The sequence below is a fragment of the Cryobacterium zhongshanensis genome (assembly GCF_022760445.1).
In the GTDB taxonomy this organism is placed as follows: domain Bacteria; phylum Actinomycetota; class Actinomycetes; order Actinomycetales; family Microbacteriaceae; genus Cryobacterium; species Cryobacterium algoricola.
Window position 1 is genome coordinate 43,861 of the sequence record NZ_JALGAR010000002.1, and the last position, 16,517, is coordinate 60,377.

Genomic DNA, 16,517 nt, shown 5'->3' on the forward strand with positions numbered 1-16,517 from the left:
GTCAAGGGCTGTTCACTACCGGAACAGCGGAGCGCGTCGCCGCACGACAGGATTGGGCCACTCAACTCGACCGGCTGTTCGTCAACCGGCCGGTCAACCCACGCACAAAGGAGAGTCCATGACCTCGACAACACGCCAGGGGACGAGGGCGACTGCCGCTGTCCCCGAGCGCCGACGTCTCGGCGTGCCCGCCGTTGCATTCCTGATCGTTGCCGCCTCTGCACCGCTGACCGTGCTCGCAGGCGGGGTGACCTCGACATTCTCGGTGACGCATGTTGCCGGTGTCCCACTTTCTTTCGTGCTGCTGGCGATAGCGCTCGCGATCTTCGCCATCGGCTACGCGGCGATGAGCCGCTTCATCAACAACGCAGGCGCCTTCTACGCCTACGTGGCCCAGGGAATCGGCCGGCCCGCCGGCGTCGGCGCGTCGATCGTGGCGATCGTGGCGTACAACATGATGCAGATCGGCATCTACGGCATGTTCGGTTTTCAGGTCTCGACCCTCCTTCAGGAGAAGATGGGAATCGAGGTCCCGTGGTGGGTGCCGGTGCTCGTCTGCATCGGCATCGTCGGGTGGATGGGCGTCAACCGCGTCGACCTCTCGGCAAAGGTGCTGGGAGTGCTCGTCGCCCTCGAGTTCGTTGTGGTCATCGTCTTCGACGTCGTCGCATTCGCCAACCCATCCGACGGATTCACCGCAGCACCTCTCACCCCCTCCACGTTGCTTGTGCCGGGAATCGGGGCCGTCTTCGCCTTCGGAATCGCGGCATTCATGGGCTTCGAGGGCGCGGCCATCTACGGCGAAGAGTCGAAGGACCCGCGTCGCACCATTCCGCGCGCCACCTTCCTCGCCGTGGCCGTGATCGGGGTCTTCTACGCCGTCTCATCCTGGGCGCTCTCGCTGGCCATCGGCGTGGACAAGATCGTCGACCCGGGAGGGATCTCGGCGGAGGAGGCCGGTCCGCCGCTCTTCTTCGGATACATCGCCCAGCACCTCGGTACCGTGTGGGTCGACATCATGTCCCTGCTCTTCATCACGAGCCTGTTCGCGTCGCTTGCGAGCTTTCACAATGCGGTTGCCCGCTACGGATTCTCGTTGGGCCGAGAGGGCGTCCTGCCCTCGTGGTTTGCCCGGGTCAGAGCGGCCAGCGGGGCGCCCTGGGCCGGTTCCCTCGCGCAGACCGTCCTCGCGGTCGTCGTGATCGTCGGCTTCGCCATCGGAGAGCTCGGCTGGGATCCATCGAAGGGACCGTACGCCGTGCTCACTCTGTTCACCTGGCTCACGAACGCCGGCGCGCTCGGACTGGTGCTTCTGATGGCCGTTGTCTCGGTCGCCGTCATCGGCTACTTCCGTCGCGATGGTCGCGGCGTGGGCATCGGGAGCCGCGTAATCGCGCCGGCCGTTTCGGGCGTGGCGCTCAGTGTCGTCTTCGTGCTCATCATCGTCAACTTCGATGTGCTGCTCGGGCAGCCCGAATCCAACGCGACGACATACCTGCTTCCGGCCCTCGCGATCCTCCCCGGAGTCGTCGGGGTGTTCTGGGCCTATCGCATCCGCTCGCGCCGGCCGGAGATCTACCGGCAGATCGGGCACGGCACCGATCACGGCGAACTCCTCGGCGAAGAGGACTAGCCGGAGGTCGGCGAGAATGCAGCTCGACCTGGACGGCCGAGTCGTCGTCATCACGGGGGCCGGCAGTGGGATCGGCCGGGCGTGCGCGCTGGCGTTCGCGACGGAGGGGGCGTCGGTCGCCCTCCTGGATCGCGATGTGGACGCCCTCGAACGCGTTGGTCGTGAACTTTCGAAGGCGGGCGCTTCCGTGCACTCCGTCCTGTGCGACGTGACGGACGAGGCCGCCGTGGCCGTCGCTATCGCCGGGGTGGTGGAGCGGTTTGGCGGTATCGGCCACCTCGTGGGCTGCGCGGGCATCTCCGGACCGTTCGGCCGTGATATCTCCCAGACGACCCTCGCCGAGTGGGAGAAGGTCCTCTCCGTGAACGTCACGGGAGCCTTCCTCCTCGTCAGGGAAGCACTTCCGTGGCTGCGGGGCTCCGAGGCGGCTACGATCGTTTTCGTCGCCAGCGACTCCGCCGTCGTCGCGGCGCCGGGGATGGTTCCCTACTGTTCGTCGAAGGCGGCGCTCGTGCAGTTCGGCAAGGCTCTGGCCGTGGACCTCGCCGCCGACGGTATCCGTGTCAACAGCGTCTGCCCGTCGATCGTCGACACTCCGATGTCGCGCGTCGACCTGGGGCGGGAGGACAGTGGTTTCCACGAGGCCGACTTCCCCGTCCAGGCTCCTGAGGACGTTGCGCAGCACGTGCTCTACCTGAGTTCGGTCCGGTCGTCACCCGTGAACGGCGTCGCCCTCCTCTCCGACTTCGGCTATTCCGCCCGCTCGTCCTTCCCTGCCTAGAAAGGCCGTCATGACCCACCCACTCAGTTCCGTTGCCGGCAAAGTCATCGTGGTGACCGGCGGCGGCACCGGGATCGGCGCGGCGATAGCCGCGCGATATCGAGCAGAGGGCGCCAACGTGGTCGTCATCGGTCGACGCGAGGGGCCGCTCCGAGACGTCGCATCGGCCACCGGAGCGGTCCCGGTCGTCGCGGATGCGAGCGATACCGAGTCCGCCAGGTCGGCGGTCGCCGAGGTCCTCACCCGCTTCGGGCGGATCGACGTTCTCGTCGCCAACGCCGGCGGGCATGGACTCGCCTCGGTGGCCGACACGGATGACGCAGCGTGGCAGGCGAGCTTCACCGCCAACGTGACCAGCGCCTTCGTGATGGCGCGGGAATGCATCCCCGCGCTGATGGAGTCGCGCGGCCAGATCGTGATGATCTCGTCCCTCGCGGGCCTGTTCGCCGGCCCGGAGGTCGCGGGGTACACGGTCGGTAAACATGCCCTCATCGGGCTCACCCGATCACTGGCGCGCGACTACGGTCGCCACGGGGTGCGCGTCAACGCGATCTGTCCCGGCTGGGTGCAGACGCCGATGGCCGATGAGGAGATGGATGCCTTCGCCTTGCGCTCCGGCTTCGTCGGGCGCGAACACGGCTACCGCCTGGTCACTGCCGATGTGCCGCTGCGACGGCCGGCACACCCCGATGAGATCGCATCCGTCGCGCGCTTCCTCGGGTCGGCCGAGTCCTCGTACATCACGGGGGCGGTCATCGTCGCAGACGGGGGCGCGCACATCGTCGACGTGCCGACCCTCGCGATGGGCTGAACGGGCCGTTGGCCACCGGCCCGCCGAGTCGGCATCCGTGCATGCCCGGCGACCCGGCCAGGCATGTCGTGCGGTCGCCGTCGGGCGTCTTCAGAGTGCAGAGGCGCCTGGTCGACAGGTGCTGGGAGCGTAGCCGTACCCAGTCTTGAAGACGCGGCTGAAGTGCGCGGCATCGACGAATCCCCAGCGTGCCGCGATCGCGGCGACGGGGCGGTCGGCGTATCGCGGGTTCATCAGGTCGCGTCGGCAACGCTCGAGGCGCCTGCTCCTGATCCACGTGGAGACCGTGGTGCCCTGATCCTTGAACAGGCCGTGCAGGTGTCGTGTGGAGATGAAGTGCGCGGCCGCGATCTGGCCGGGTCCGAGGTCCGTGGATGCGAGGTGCTCGTCGACGTACATGTGGATCCGCTTGACCAGATCCCGGCGCGGATTGCATCGGGACGCGGTCGCATCGAGCTCGCTCGCGACCATCGTCGTGACGAGATCGAGGGCGCTGTGCGCGAGTCGGGTGCCGCCTGGGTCGGCGAGCAGGTCGAGGTTGTCGGCGAGTCGACCGAGGAACGGCGCCACGAGGCTGCCGACGCCGGTCGTCCCTGAGATGGCGACGCCCGTGAGCTGCCCGACGATGTCGGGAGGCAGATCGATCGCGTGCTTGGGGAACATCATCACCAGGGCCCGGAATTCGTCCTCGAAGACCAGGGTGTACGGGCGGTTCGTGTCGTACACGGCGAGGTCGCCCGGTCGCAGAACCGCCTCGCGATTGTCCTGGATGAGGAGCCCTGACCCAGACAGCAGCAGGCTGAGCTTGATGTAGTTCCGGTCACCGCGTGCGATGAGCTCCGGTGTACGCGTGACGACGTGGCCGGAGGCCGCGACCTCGGAGACGTGCACCTCGTCGATTCCGATCGAGCGGATGCGACCCCGGAACGGATCGGGGTGCTCGCACGTTGTGTCGAGCGGCACGAAGGACTGCGACACCGCGGTTCGGAACTCCCTGAAGGTGCCGGCCACCTCCGCGACTACGCGTCGGGGGGAACTGTTCATCGCTGTACTCACACGAGGCCACCTCACGGGATCCATCAGACCGTGTCGACACTGTATGCGCTCCGGGCCCACCCCTGCTCGACTTCTCCGTCATTCCCCGCCTTCAGTTCCGTCCTGGACAGGTGTCGTGCGGCGGCGGAACAGTGTGTCCCCTGTCCACGCCCGCGATTGACAGGGGAGCGCACAGCGTTCTAGTATGGAATCGTTTCCATGGAATCGTTTCCACGAGGTACGGCCCGATCACACAATGAGGTGAGCATGATGAACGCGATCACGATCCGCGAGGTCGCAGCGCTCGCCGGCGTCTCCGTCGCCACCGCCTCCCGGGTGCTCTCCGGCAACCCGGCCACGTCCCCGGCGTCGCGGGCCCGCGTCGCCTCTGCCGCGGCGGAACTCGACTTCCGGCCGAACGCCCAGGCCCGCGCGCTGCGCGGGGCCAGGACGAACGCCCTCGGCCTGCTCGTCTCCGACGTGCGGAACCCCTTCTTCGCCGACCTCGCCCACACCGTGGAACAGGCGGCCATCCTGCACGGCTACGTGACGCTGCTCGGCAACGCCAACGAACGCGCCGACCAGCAGGACCGGTACCTCGACACCCTGATCTCGCGGAGGGTCGACGGCATCATCCTCGCCCCCGTCGGGGCGGGGAGCGACAGCATCCGCTCGCTGATCGCCCGCGAGATCCCCACCGTCTTCGTCGACCGCACGATCGCGGGCATGGACGTGCCGAGCGTCACGACGGACGGAACGGCCGGCATCCGCCAGGCCGTCGAGCACCTCGCGGCGGCCGGGCATACCCGGATCGGCTACATCTCCGGCCCGCAGGCCAGCTCGACCGGGCGCGACCGGTTCGCCGCGTTCACCCGGTCCGTCGTCGAGAACGGGCTGAGTCCCGACCCCGCGCTCGTCTACTTCGGCGACTACCAGGCGGCCAGCGGATCGGCCGGAGTGCATGCCCTGCTGGGCCTCCGCAAGCCGCCGACCGCCCTGCTCGTGGCCGACAGTCTGATGGCCGTCGGCGCCATCGCCAGCCTGCACGACCGTGGGGTGCGGCTCGGCGTCGACCTCGCGATGGTCGCCTTCGATGACATCGAATGGTTCGCGCTGCTCAACCCCGCGCTGAGCGTCATCTCGCACAGCGTCGCGGACATGGGCCGCACCGCCGTCGACCTGCTGCTGCAGGTCATCGACGGCGGCACCCCCGCCTCCGTCGTGCTGCCGAGCGAACTGATCGTCCGGGCGTCGTCGGCAACAACGGCAACAGCGGGAACGCCGGCGACCCCGCCCACAGCACCCACAGCCAGTCATAACAGCGTAAGGACGCACTGAAATGAATCCACAACCCCTGGTCACCCTGCAGAACGTGGGCAAGATCTTCGGCCAGGTGACCGTCATCAAGGACGTCACCGTGAGCGTGTACGCCGGCCACGTGCAGGTGCTCCTCGGCGAGAACGGCGCCGGAAAATCCACGCTGATCAAGATGATGGCCGGTGTCTACCAGCCGGATTCCGGCGCCATCGTCGTCGACGGCGCCGTCGTGACACTGCCGACGACCCGCGCGGCGGAGGACCTCGGCATCGCCACCATCCACCAGGAGCTCAACCTTGTACCGACCATGAGTGTCGCCGAGAACGTGATGCTCGGGCGGATGCCGACCAGGCACGGCATGGTCGACCGGCGCGCGCTCCGCAACCGGGCGCGTGCCGCCCTCGCCCTGATCGGCCTCGACGTCGACGTGGACACCCCGGTCGGCGAGCTCGGCATCGCCAAGCAGCAACTCGTCGAGATCGCCAAGGCGCTCAGCATCAACGCGCGCATCCTCATCCTCGACGAGCCGACCGCCGCGTTGACCAGGCACGAGACCGAGGCGCTCTTCGCCGTGATGGCCGACCTGCGGCGCCGGGGCGTCGCGATGCTCTTCATCAGCCACCACCTCGACGAGATCGCCGAGGTCGGCGACACCGTCACGGTGCTGCGCGACGGCGAGTTCGTCGCGGAGGTGCCCGCGTCCACGCCGGAGGCCGAGTTGGTGCGGCTCATGGTCGGCCGCAACATCGAGGACCAGTTCCCCCGCCGTGCCCCCGAGCTCGTGAACCCGGCCGAGATCCTCGCGGTCGACAAGCTCGGCGCGAGCGGCTCGTTCAGCGACGTCAGCTTCACCGTGCACGCCGGAGAGGTGCTCGGCATCGCCGGGCTCGTCGGCGCGGGGCGCACCGAGCTGATCCGGGCAATCGCGGGCGTCGACCACTATGACTCCGGCACCGTTCTGGTGCGCGGGCACCGGCTGCCCAAGGGCAACATCCCGGCCGCGATCGCGGCAGGGATCGGCCACGTGCCCGAGGACCGCAAGGGACAGGGGCTCGTACTCGGGGCATCCGTCAACGACAACCTCGGCTACGCGACGCTCGCGTCGACCGCCCGCCTCGGGCTCGCGGACTTCACCGGGCAGCGGCGCAGGGCCCAGGCCGTCGCCGAGAAGCTCCGCATCCGGATGCACACCATCGACCAGGCCGTCGGCGCGTTGTCGGGCGGCAACCAGCAGAAGGCCGTGTTCGGCCGCTGGATCATTGCCGCCTCGACCGTGCTCCTGCTCGACGAGCCCACCCGCGGCGTCGACGTCGGCGCCAAGGTGGAGATCTACGAACTGATGAACGCGATCACGGATGCCGGGGGCGCGATCGTCATGGTCTCGAGCGAACTCCCCGAGGTCCTCGGCATGAGCGACCGCATCCTGGTGATGCGGGACGGCCGGATCGCCGGCGAGCTGAGCACCGCGGAGGCGACCCAGGACGCCGTGATGACCCTCGCCGCCCGGGAGGCGGGCAGCACCGAGATCGACGCCATCGTCGACGACATCGAATCCGACGAACCGATCAGCGAACCGAACAGCACGACGATCGACGGCACCCTCGCCGCCGTCACCCCAGACAACGCACCGACCCACGAGAAGGAATGACACCGATGTCCACGACTACCCTGGCCCCGGCGCGCCGCCGCGTCGACTACAAGAAATTCCTCGCCAACAACGGAGCGCTCGTCGGCCTCGTCGTGTTGTGCCTCGCCCTCTTCATCGCCACCCCGGACTTCCTGACCGGGCAGAACCTGCTGAACATCGGCATCCAGGTCTCGACCGTCGCCGTGCTCGCGTTCGGGATGACCTTCGTCATCGTCGCGGGCGGCATCGACCTGTCGGTCGGCGCGGTCGCGGCCCTCGCCGCCATGGTGTCCAGCTGGCTCTTCGTCGCCGCCGGGCTGCCCGGCTGGCTTACCCTGCTCGGCGGCCTCGCCACCGGGCTCCTCGCCGGCATGGTCAACGGCCTGGCCAACGCCTACGGCAAGCTGCCCTCCTTCATCGCGACTCTGGCCATGCTGAGCGTCGCCCGCGGACTCACCCTCGTGATCTCCGACGGGCGGCCGATCAAGACCGCGCCCGAGGTCTCCTTCCTCGGCGGAAACCTCGGACCCGTCCCGATGCCGATCGTCGTGCTCCTGCTTTCGGCCGTCGTCGCCTCCTTCGTGCTCAACCGCACGGTGATCGGGCGGTCGATGTACGCGGTGGGCGGCAACGCCGAGGCGGCTCGCCTGTCCGGACTGCCGGTGAAGCGCATCCTCGTCACGGTCTTCGCCCTCGCCGGCCTGTTCGCGGCGCTCGCCGGGCTCCTCCTCGCCGGGCGGCTCGACTCCGCGCAGCCCCAGGCCGCGGCCGGCTACGAGCTCGACGCCATCGCGGCCGTCGTCATCGGCGGCGCGTCGCTCTCCGGCGGCCTCGGCAAGATCTCGGGCACCTTCGTCGGCGCGCTCGTGCTCGTCGTCATCCGCAACGGCCTCAACCTGCTGAACGTCACCTCGTTCTGGCAGCAGGTCGTCATCGGCCTCGTGATCGCCCTCGCGGTCGGCGTCGACGTGCTCCGCCGCAAGACGCGCAACAGCTGACCCGCCGGCGCCCGTCCTCCCTCCTTCCCCTTTTTCCCTTCCATCGCCCAACCCAAAGGAACACACAATGAAGTCGTCCTCTTTCCGCAGAATCGCCGCCGTCACCACCGCAGCCGCACTCATCCTCGTCGGCACGACCGCCTGCGGCCGGGGCGGCGGGGACTCGGCATCCGGCACCAAGATCGTGCTCGCCGTCTCCACCCTGAACAACCCGTTCTTCGTCGAACTCCGCGACGGCGCCCAGGCCGCCGCGACGGCCGCCGGTGTCCAGCTCAACATCGTGGATGCCCAGAACGACTCGGCCACCCAGGCCAACCAGCTGGCCACGGCCGCGTCGAGCGGCGCCAAGCTCGTCATCGTCAACCCCGTCGACTCGGATGCCGCCGGCTCGGCGGTCAAGGCGCTCAACACCGCGAACATCCCGGTCATCGCGGTCGACCGCACCGTCAACGGCGCCACCGTCGCGTCCCTCGTCGCGAGCGACAACGTCGCAGGCGGCAAGCAGGCCGCGATCGAGCTCGCGACCGCGATGGGCGAGAAGGGCAGCGTCATCGACCTGCAGGGTGTCTCGGGAACCAGCGCGAGCCGCGACCGCGGAGCCGGCTTCGAGGAGGGCATGAAGGCATACCCGAACATCACCGTCGTGGCCAAGCAGACCGCCAACTTCGACCGGGCGACCGCACTCGACGTGACCACGAACCTGCTCCAGGCCCACCCCGACGTGACCGGCGTCTTCGCCGAGAACGATGAGATGGCCCTCGGCGCCGTGCAGGCGCTCGGCTCCCGCGCGGGAACCGACATCAAGGTCGTCGGCTTCGACGGAACCACCGACGGACTCGCCGCGATCACGGCGGGCACCCTCGCCGCCACGATCGCCCAGCAGCCGGCCGAACTCGGCAAGCTCGCCATCGAACTGGCCGTCAAGACCCTCGCCGGCGAGAAGGTCGACGCGACCGTCCCCGTCGAGGTCGTCACCGTCACGAAGACGAACGTGGGCGACTTCACCAAGTGAGTTCCTTCACCCCCACCGCTGACGGCGGCCCGATCGTCGTCGTCGGCTCGATCAACGTCGACCAGGTGATGGTCGTCGAGCGCCACCCCGCGCCAGGGGAAACCCTGATCGCGCGGTCGATGGAATTCCTGCCGGGCGGCAAGGGCGCCAACCAGGCCGTCGCGGCGGCCCGGCTGGGCGCGCACGTCAGCCTCGTCGGCGCCACCGGACGCGACGCGGTGGCCGCGCTCACGATCGAGCTCCTCGAACGGGCCGGCGTCGACCTGTCCGCCGTGTCCGCAATCGACGGCCCGACCGGCCTCGCCCTCGTCACCGTGGCCGACGACGGTGAGAACACGATCGTCGTCGTCCCCGGCGCGAACGCCGCGGTAGGAGAGAGCGTCGTCGTCGGCGCCGCCGAGCTCATCGCGCAGGCCGCCGTCGTCGTGCTGCAGGGCGAGATCCCCGCCGCCGGCATCGAGGCCGCCGCACGCCTGGCCACCGGCCGGGTCGTGCTCAACCTCGCTCCGGTGATCACGGTCGACCCCGCCACGATCCGGCGGGCCGACCCGCTCGTCGTCAACGAGCACGAGGCCGCCCTGGTCCTCGCGATCCTCGACCCCGGGACCGACATTCCCCGCGCAGACGCCGAGCTCGTGTCCCGGCTCCGCGCCACCGGCGTGACCTCCGTGGTACTGACCAGGGGAGAACAGGGCGCGATCTGCTCCGATTCTCTCGGCACGACCACGGTTCCCTCTCCCCGGGTCGCCGCGGTCGACTCATCCGGCGCAGGCGACGCCTTCGTCGGGGCGCTGAGCGGGCGGCTTGCCGCCGGTTCCAGCCTCGTCGACGCCGTGCGCCTCGCGGTCAGGGTCGGCGCGTTCGCGGTGCGCACCCTCGGCACCCAGCAGTCATATCCTGGCGTGGACGACGACCTGCCCGAGGTGGAGAAATGAAGCGAACCGGCATCATCAATGCGGACCTCTGCGGAGCCCTGGCCCGCCTCGGACACACCGACGTGGTGCTCCTGGCCGATTGCGGCATGCCGATCCCGGCCGGGGTCCCGGTGATCGATCTCGCCCTCGTCCACGGCATTCCGCGGTTCGCGGAGGTCCTCGATGCCCTCACGAGTGAGATGGTCTTCCAGCACTGCATCGCCGCCGAGGAGGCGAAGGGCGCCCCTGCGGGTGCCTGGCTGACGGCGCGCTTCGACGGGATCGAGTACATCAGCCACGAGGAGCTCAAGACGCTGTCCGCGTCCGCCAAGCTCTTCATCCGCACGGGCGAGGCCACGCCGTACGCGAATGCGGCGCTGGTCTGCGGGGTGTCGTTCTGAGCCACGGCTCCAGAGATCGACGTGGTGCACCGAAACGGCCACACTGAGGGGGTCGGGGAATTCTCCCCGGCCCCCTTTTTTCGCCCCCATCGGCCGCGCTCGGCAGAGGAAACCGCATGAAGTTCGTTCTGGCACCCGACTCCTTCAAGGAATCGCTGACCGCGGCGGAGGCCGTCGCCGCGATGGAACGCGGCATCCGCTCGGTGTTCCCGGATGCCGTCTGTGTCGCCGTGCCCATGGCCGACGGCGGCGAAGGCACGGCAGACGCCCTCGTGACCGCGCTCGGAGGCACGCTTGTCGCGGCCGAGGTGCCGGATGCGCTCGGCCGGTTGGTGCGGGCCCGCTATGGGTACGTCGCGGCCGAAGAGCTCGCGATCATCGAGATCGCAGCGGCCGCCGGCATCCACCTCGTCGCGGCGCCCGACCGCGACCCGCGGATCGCGAGCAGTTTCGGGGTCGGCCGGCTGATCACCGACGCGCTCGACCGCGGCGCGCGCCGGTTCATCGTCGGGCTCGGCGGATCCGTCACCAACGACGGCGGTGCCGGGATGCTGCGGGCCCTCGGAGCCAGGCTGCTCGACGCGGACGGTGCTGAGCTGCCAGACGGCGGAGCCGCCCTCGCCCGGCTCACGCGGATCGACCTGGCCGGGTTCGACCCGCGCCTCGCTGGCACGGCCTTCCGGATCGCGAGCGACGTGACCAACCCGCTGCTCGGCCCGGACGGCGCCAGCCGGGTGTTCGGACCCCAGAAGGGCGCCGACGCAGGCGCCGTGGCCGAGCTCGATGCGGCCCTCGGCGTCTACGCGGCCGTGGTTCGGGAGGCCACCGGGCGCGAGGTCGCCACGGTCGCCGGGTCCGGCGCCGCCGGCGGGCTCGGGGCCGCCTTCCTCGCCTTCTTCGAGAGCACGATGCGGCGCGGCGTGGACGTCGTGATGGACGCTACCCACCTCTCGGAGTCGATGGCGGGCGCCGACGTCGTGTTCACCGGGGAGGGCGGCATCGACGCCCAGACCCTCGGCGGGAAGACACCGTTCGGCGTCGCTGAGCTCGCGGCCCGGCACGGCGTGCCGGTGATCGCCTTCGCCGGGCGGGTCGGGGAGGGCGCCGAGGCGCTCTATCGGCACGGGTTCGCTGCCCTCGTGCCGATCGTGCCGGGCGTCTGCACCCTGGAGGAGGCGCTCGCCGCGGGCGCGGCCAACCTGGAGAACGCCGTCGCGACCACCTGTCGCCTGCTCGCGGTTTCGACGCACGCCGGGTCCTGACCCGCGGCATCCGCTTCCGCAACTCGAGCGGGTTAGGTGCCGCCGTCTGCGGTGAGCCGGGCCGCGGCCGGCAGCGCGGCGGCGGAGTCGAGGTAGTGGCCGCCGGCCGAGAGCGGCTGCCGCGGGAGCGCATCCGTGGGTTCCGTCACCAGGTCGGCGATCGTGAACCGATAGACGAGCGGATGCCCGGTCGGCAGATTGAGCCGGTGGATCGCGTGGTCGTCGAGGCCGTCCAGCAGGGCGCAAAAGGCCCGGAGCGAGTTTCCGTGGGCGACGACGAGCACGGTCTGGCCGAGGCGCAGGCGCGGAACCACCCGTTCGGCATGGAAGCGGCCGACCCGGGCCATGACCTGGCTGAGCGCCTCGGTGCGGGTCAGTGCTTCGGCAGGGAGCCCGCGGAACAGGGGAGAGTCGCGGGCGGCCGCGAAGGCCGCATCGTCGAGCGGGGGCGGCGCGGTGTTCACCGACCGCCGCCAGGCCAGGAACTGGGCCTCGCCGAATTCGGTGCGCACATCGGCCTTGGAGCGACCGGTCAGGGCCCCGTAATTGCGCTCGTTGAGCCGCCAGTCGGCCAGCGCGGCCGCCGGGTGCGGCCGGAGCTCCTCGACCACTATTTCGGCCGTTCGCCGGGCCCGCTGTAAGGCGGAGGTGAACACGACGTCGGGGTGCAGGCCCGCCGAGGCCAGGAGCCTGGCGGCCGACCGGGCCTCTGCCGCCCCCTGGTCGGACAGCGGCGCGTCGAGGATTCCGGTGAACAGGCCGGCGGCATTCGCCGTGCTCTCGCCGTGCCGCAGGAGCACGAGGGTACCGGGAGTGTGGGTGCTCACTGGCTTGTCCTCTCGGCGCTCCGGCTGGGACGCTCCTGTCAGGCTATCGCCCGGTCGTGTCGTGTCGTGTCGTGCCGTGGAGCGCCGTGCGGCGTCGTCCTGTGCGGCGTCGTTCCGGGGCGGGGCTCAGAAGTCGAAGCCGCCGCCGAAGTCCCCGCCGCCGAAGTCGCCCCCGCCGAAGTCGCCGCCCGAGTCGGCACCGGTGTCTGCACCGGCTTCCGTGCTCGTGTCGCTTGCGGCGTCCCCGCCGGAATCGGTCCCCGAGTCGCTCGCGGCGGCATCCGTCGCCCCCGGGTCCGGCATGAACGCGCTCACGAGCGCGGACCCGATCACGTAGCCGGCGACCGTGCCGAGGATGGTGCTGCCGACCATGCCGCCGAACCCCAGGCCGCCCTGGCCCTGGCGGCCGAGGGTGCGTTCGAGGGTGCCGGGCTCGCGGAGCTCTGCACGGGTGGCCGCCTTCGCGAGCGTTGCCGGTTCGGCGTCGGCGGGTCGTTCGCTCGGCGTGGAGTTCTCGGTGAGGCGCTGGAAGAGCAGGTCGCGCTGCTGGTCGGTCAGCTTCGCGAACGCCTCGGTATGCACCTGCTCGATGGTCTCCGGCGGTGCGGTGCGCAACAGGTACTGGTAGCGCTCGACGGCGATCTCGTCGCCGGTGCGCTGCGGGGTGGCGCCGCGCGTGGTGGGCGCGGTTCGGGCCTGCGCCGTGGTGCCCTGTTCGTCGCGGCCGAAGAGGCGGTCGAGGAATCCCATGGTGTGCTCCTGGTCAGTCGGTGTTCGGGGTAGATCGTCGATCGGTTGCGTCCACGATGGCAGGCCGGGCTGGGTATGCACTGGGCTTCGCAGGCGCTCCCGCGGGTGGCGGCCCCCGGACCGGCGGCGATGATGAATGATGGAGGCATGACTCGAACCGTTTCCGGAGCCCGCGTGCTGATCACCGGCGCTGCCAGCGGCATGGGCCGCCTCTACGCCGAGCGGGCCGTCGCCGAAGGGGCGCGGGCGGTCATCCTCTGGGACCGGGATGCCGCCGCTCTCACCCGCACCGCCGCTCTCCTCTCCGAGGGCGCCACCGGATCGACGACGGTGTTCCCCTACGTCGTCGACATCGGAGACCTCGGCGCGATCGCGCAGACCGCCCAGCGCGTGCGCACAGAGGTCGGAAATCCGGACATCGTGATCAACAACGCCGGGATCGTGCGCGGCGCCTTCTTCTGGGAGCACGACAACGGCGACGACACGCGCCCGACCATGCAGATCAACGCCCTCGCCCCGATGTACATCGCCCGCGAGTTCCTGCCGGGGATGATGAGCACCAACGGCCGCGAATCGCGGATCGTGAACATCGCCTCGGCGGCGGGACTGCTCTCCAACCCGAGGATGAGCGTGTACGCGGCCTCGAAGGCCGCCCTGATCGGCTGGAGCGACTCCCTCCGGCTCGAACTCGTGCAGCAGGGCTTCAGAAGGGTCAAGGTCACCACGGTGTCGCCGAGCTACATCTCGACCGGCATGTTCGACGGCGCACGCGGGCCGCTGCTGACCCCCATCCTCACCCCGGAATACGTCGTCGACCGGGTCTGGCGGGCCATGCTCGCCGGGACTCCGCAGGTGACCATGCCGTGGACGGTCGGTCTCTCGAGAGTGCTGCGGGGCATCCTGCCGCTGCCGGTCTGGGACTTCGTGGCCGGCCGTGTCTTCGGCGTCTACAACACCATGGACGGCTTCGTCGGCCGTCGCTGACCGTCGCTGACCGTCACTGAGCGTCGGCGACCATCGCTGGCCGTCAACGCGGGTCAGGGCAGCAGCACGATCTTGCCGCGCGGATGCCCGTGCTCGCTGAGGTCCTGGGCCGCGGCGGCCTCGGCGAGCGGAAAGACCGCCGCGATCTCGACGTCGAACCGGCCGGCGGCGGCCAGCTCGGTGGCGAGCCGCAGGCCCTCCGCCCTGAGCTCGACCTGCTCGGGGGTGAGCGGCACCGGGCTGCCGCCTGACCAGGCCTGGATGCCGAGTTCTGCTGCCTTCCAGCCGACCACGATCGTGCCGATCCTGCTGCGGTCGTCGACGAGCGCGAAGGAGGCCTCGAGGGCCTCATCGGTGCCCGCGGCATCCAGGACGACATCGACGCCCTGGGGCGCGACCGCGCGGATGCGATCGACGAGGCCGGGCCCGTACACGACCGGGATGGCGCCGAGTTCGGCCAGCCGGGCCTGGTTCGGCTTACTCGCCGTGGCGATCACGGTTGCACCGTCGAGCAGGGCGAACTGGATCGCGGCCTGGCCGACGCTGCCGGAGCCGCCGTGGATGAGCAGGGTGTCCGCGGACCCCAGCCCGAGGGAACGGAGCGCCTGGTACGCCGTCCCGGCCGGTACCCCGAGGGCGGCGGCCTCCGCCCAGCCGAGCCCGTCCGGCTTCCGGGTGAGCTGCGCGGGGGTCGCCGTCAGGCGGCTGGCATAGGCCCCCGCCGCGCCGAGGACGATCACGGCGTCCCCGACCGACCAGCCGGTCACTCCGGCACCGACCTCGACGATCCGGCCGGAGGCGTCGGAGCCTGGCCGCCTCGGCGTCGTGATCGGGCCGGTCGGGCGGATGGCCCTCCGGATCTTCCAGTCGATCGGGTTCACGCCCGCCGCCCGGACCGCGATGACGACCTCGCCGGCGGATGCCCGGGGCTCGGCGACCTCGACCAGTTCGAGCACCTCGGGTCCGCCGAATTCGTTGTACTGAACGACCTGGGCCATGTGCGTCTCCTCGCGTGAGTGCCGGGGGAAGAACAACCCCCTCTCGCATTTTGACACCTCCGCGCCCCCGCCATAGTCTGGGCATCAGCTTGGAAACGTTTCCACTTAACGCAGTCCCGGCCGGGCAGGGGAGTGCAGTGATGGTCACGATCACCATCAAGGATGTCGCCGCACTCGCCGGCGTGTCCGTCGCGACGACGTCCCGGGTGCTCTCGGGCAATCCCGCCACCTCGGCGGACGCCCGCTCCCGGGTGCATGCGGCCGCCGCAGAACTCGACTATCACCCGAATGCCCAGGCCAGGGCGCTCCGGTCGACGCGCACGCACGCGATCGGACTTCTGGTGCCGGATGTCCGGAACCCGTTCTTCGCGGACCTCGCGCACACGGTCGAGCAGGCCGCCCTCGTGCACGGCTTCGCGACGCTGCTCGGCAACGCGAACGAACGGAAGGACCAGCAGGACCGCTACCTCGACAACCTGATCGCCCGGCGCGTCGACGGCATCATCGTGGCGCCGCTCGGGGACGGGAGCGGCAGCATCCGCTCGGTCGTCGGCCGGGAGATCCCGGCCGTCTTCATCGACCGCACCATCGAGGGCATCGACCTGCCGAGCGTGACCACGGACAGCGACACCGGGATCCGGGAGGCGGTGGATCACCTCGCCGCGCTCGGGCACACCCGGATCGGCTACATCGCGGGGCCGCAGTCCACCTCGACCGGCCGCGAACGCTACGCGAGCTTCGTGCGGGCCGCCGGCGACCGGGGCCTCAGCCTCGACCCCGCGCTCATCGTCTTCGGCGACTTCCAGGCCGAAAGCGGATCCACCGCCGTGCGCACCCTGCTCGCCCTCCACGAACCGCCGACCGCGCTGCTCGTCGCGGACAGCCCGATGGCGATCGGCGCGATCGGCGCGATCCAGAGGCTCGGCCTGCGGATCGGCACCGACGTCGCTCTCGTCTCCTTCGACGACATCGACTGGCTCGCTCTGCTCGACCCGCCCGTGAGCGTCATCGCGCACAGCGTCGCGGACATGGGCCGGATCGCCGTCGACATGCTCAGGACCGTGATCGACGGCGGCGCGCCAGAGTCCGTGCGCCTGCCCAGCCGGCTGATCGTCCGCGCCTCCTCCGCGACACCGATCGATCCCGGCCGATCCCGCTAGGCTCGGC

Annotated in this window: 16 protein-coding genes; 12 read left to right on the forward strand and 4 right to left on the reverse strand. The window is 70.2% G+C overall.

All coding sequences use genetic code 11. The features are described 5' to 3' along the window. The first annotated feature begins 118 nt into the window (after nt 1-118). The 3 genes from MQH31_RS08760 to MQH31_RS08770 are packed head-to-tail and all read left to right on the forward strand — an operon-like array spanning nt 119 to nt 3,225. Complete coding sequence (locus tag MQH31_RS08760; protein ID WP_243011729.1) at nt 119-1,633, forward strand: APC family permease; 1,515 nt, start codon at nt 119-121, stop codon at nt 1,631-1,633. Nucleotides 1,634-1,649: 16 nt separating this feature from the next. Further along, entirely contained in the window at nt 1,650-2,414 is a 765-nt protein-coding gene (locus tag MQH31_RS08765) for an SDR family NAD(P)-dependent oxidoreductase (protein WP_243011730.1), read from the forward strand. 10 nt (nt 2,415-2,424) lie between these two features. Beyond that, on the forward strand, nt 2,425-3,225 hold the full coding sequence (locus MQH31_RS08770) for an SDR family NAD(P)-dependent oxidoreductase (protein WP_243011731.1): 801 nt from the start codon (nt 2,425-2,427) through the stop codon (nt 3,223-3,225). A 90-nt stretch (nt 3,226-3,315) separates the two neighbouring features. On the opposite strand, the gene MQH31_RS08775 is transcribed toward MQH31_RS08770, so the two are convergent. Then, the gene (locus tag MQH31_RS08775) at nt 3,316-4,269 is read right to left on the reverse strand and encodes an AraC family transcriptional regulator (protein ID WP_243011732.1); all 954 of its coding nucleotides are present in this window, start codon (nt 4,267-4,269) and stop codon (nt 3,316-3,318) included. A 258-nt stretch (nt 4,270-4,527) separates the two neighbouring features. On the opposite strand from MQH31_RS08775, the gene MQH31_RS08780 reads away from it, so the two are divergent. The 7 genes from MQH31_RS08780 (at nt 4,528) to MQH31_RS08810 (ending at nt 11,791) form a co-directional block, all read left to right on the forward strand. Continuing rightward, nucleotides 4,528-5,598, forward strand: coding sequence for a LacI family DNA-binding transcriptional regulator (locus tag MQH31_RS08780; protein ID WP_243011733.1), 1,071 nt, complete (start codon nt 4,528-4,530; stop codon nt 5,596-5,598). Between the two features lies 1 nt (nt 5,599). Then, nucleotides 5,600-7,225 (forward strand): sugar ABC transporter ATP-binding protein, encoded by a 1,626-nt coding sequence (locus tag MQH31_RS08785; RefSeq protein WP_243011734.1) that lies wholly within the window; start codon nt 5,600-5,602, stop codon nt 7,223-7,225. A 5-nt stretch (nt 7,226-7,230) separates the two neighbouring features. Then, nucleotides 7,231-8,202: an ABC transporter permease gene (locus MQH31_RS08790; RefSeq protein WP_308196438.1), complete on the forward strand. Its 972-nt coding sequence runs from the start codon at nt 7,231-7,233 to the stop codon at nt 8,200-8,202. Nucleotides 8,203-8,269: 67 nt separating this feature from the next. Next, on the forward strand, nt 8,270-9,214 hold the full coding sequence (locus MQH31_RS08795; protein ID WP_134533131.1) for a substrate-binding domain-containing protein: 945 nt from the start codon (nt 8,270-8,272) through the stop codon (nt 9,212-9,214). Continuing rightward, nucleotides 9,211-10,149 carry a ribokinase gene (locus tag MQH31_RS08800; protein WP_243011735.1) on the forward strand — a complete coding sequence of 313 codons (939 nt, stop codon included), beginning with the start codon at nt 9,211-9,213 and terminating at the stop codon, nt 10,147-10,149. The genes MQH31_RS08795 and MQH31_RS08800 overlap by 4 nt, the downstream gene beginning before the upstream one ends. Next, nucleotides 10,146-10,529, forward strand: a complete 384-nt coding sequence (gene rbsD, locus MQH31_RS08805; RefSeq protein WP_243011736.1) for a D-ribose pyranase — start codon at nt 10,146-10,148, stop codon at nt 10,527-10,529. Before MQH31_RS08800 ends, rbsD begins: the two co-directional genes overlap by 4 nt. Before the next feature lie 116 nt (nt 10,530-10,645). Further along, complete coding sequence (locus tag MQH31_RS08810) at nt 10,646-11,791, forward strand: glycerate kinase (protein ID WP_243011737.1); 1,146 nt, start codon at nt 10,646-10,648, stop codon at nt 11,789-11,791. Nucleotides 11,792-11,823: 32 nt separating this feature from the next. On the opposite strand, the gene MQH31_RS08815 is transcribed toward MQH31_RS08810, so the two are convergent. Together MQH31_RS08815 and MQH31_RS08820 are read right to left on the reverse strand one after the other, a co-directional pair. Further along, nucleotides 11,824-12,618: a 2,3-bisphosphoglycerate-dependent phosphoglycerate mutase gene (locus MQH31_RS08815; protein ID WP_243011738.1), complete on the reverse strand. Its 795-nt coding sequence runs from the start codon at nt 12,616-12,618 to the stop codon at nt 11,824-11,826. Between the two features lie 126 nt (nt 12,619-12,744). Then, on the reverse strand, nt 12,745-13,368 hold the full coding sequence (locus tag MQH31_RS08820; protein ID WP_243011739.1) for a hypothetical protein: 624 nt from the start codon (nt 13,366-13,368) through the stop codon (nt 12,745-12,747). 147 nt (nt 13,369-13,515) lie between these two features. Between MQH31_RS08820 and MQH31_RS08825 the strand changes: the two genes are divergently transcribed. Continuing rightward, nucleotides 13,516-14,352 (forward strand): SDR family NAD(P)-dependent oxidoreductase, encoded by an 837-nt coding sequence (locus MQH31_RS08825; protein ID WP_243011740.1) that lies wholly within the window; start codon nt 13,516-13,518, stop codon nt 14,350-14,352. 53 nt (nt 14,353-14,405) lie between these two features. Here the strand turns inward: MQH31_RS08825 and MQH31_RS08830 are convergent, their stop codons facing one another. After that, nucleotides 14,406-15,350 (reverse strand): NADP-dependent oxidoreductase, encoded by a 945-nt coding sequence (locus MQH31_RS08830; RefSeq protein WP_243011741.1) that lies wholly within the window; start codon nt 15,348-15,350, stop codon nt 14,406-14,408. Between the two features lie 140 nt (nt 15,351-15,490). Between MQH31_RS08830 and MQH31_RS08835 the strand changes: the two genes are divergently transcribed. Beyond that, entirely contained in the window at nt 15,491-16,510 is a 1,020-nt protein-coding gene (locus MQH31_RS08835) for a LacI family DNA-binding transcriptional regulator (RefSeq protein ID WP_243011742.1), read from the forward strand. Nucleotides 16,511-16,517: the final 7 nt, after the last annotated feature.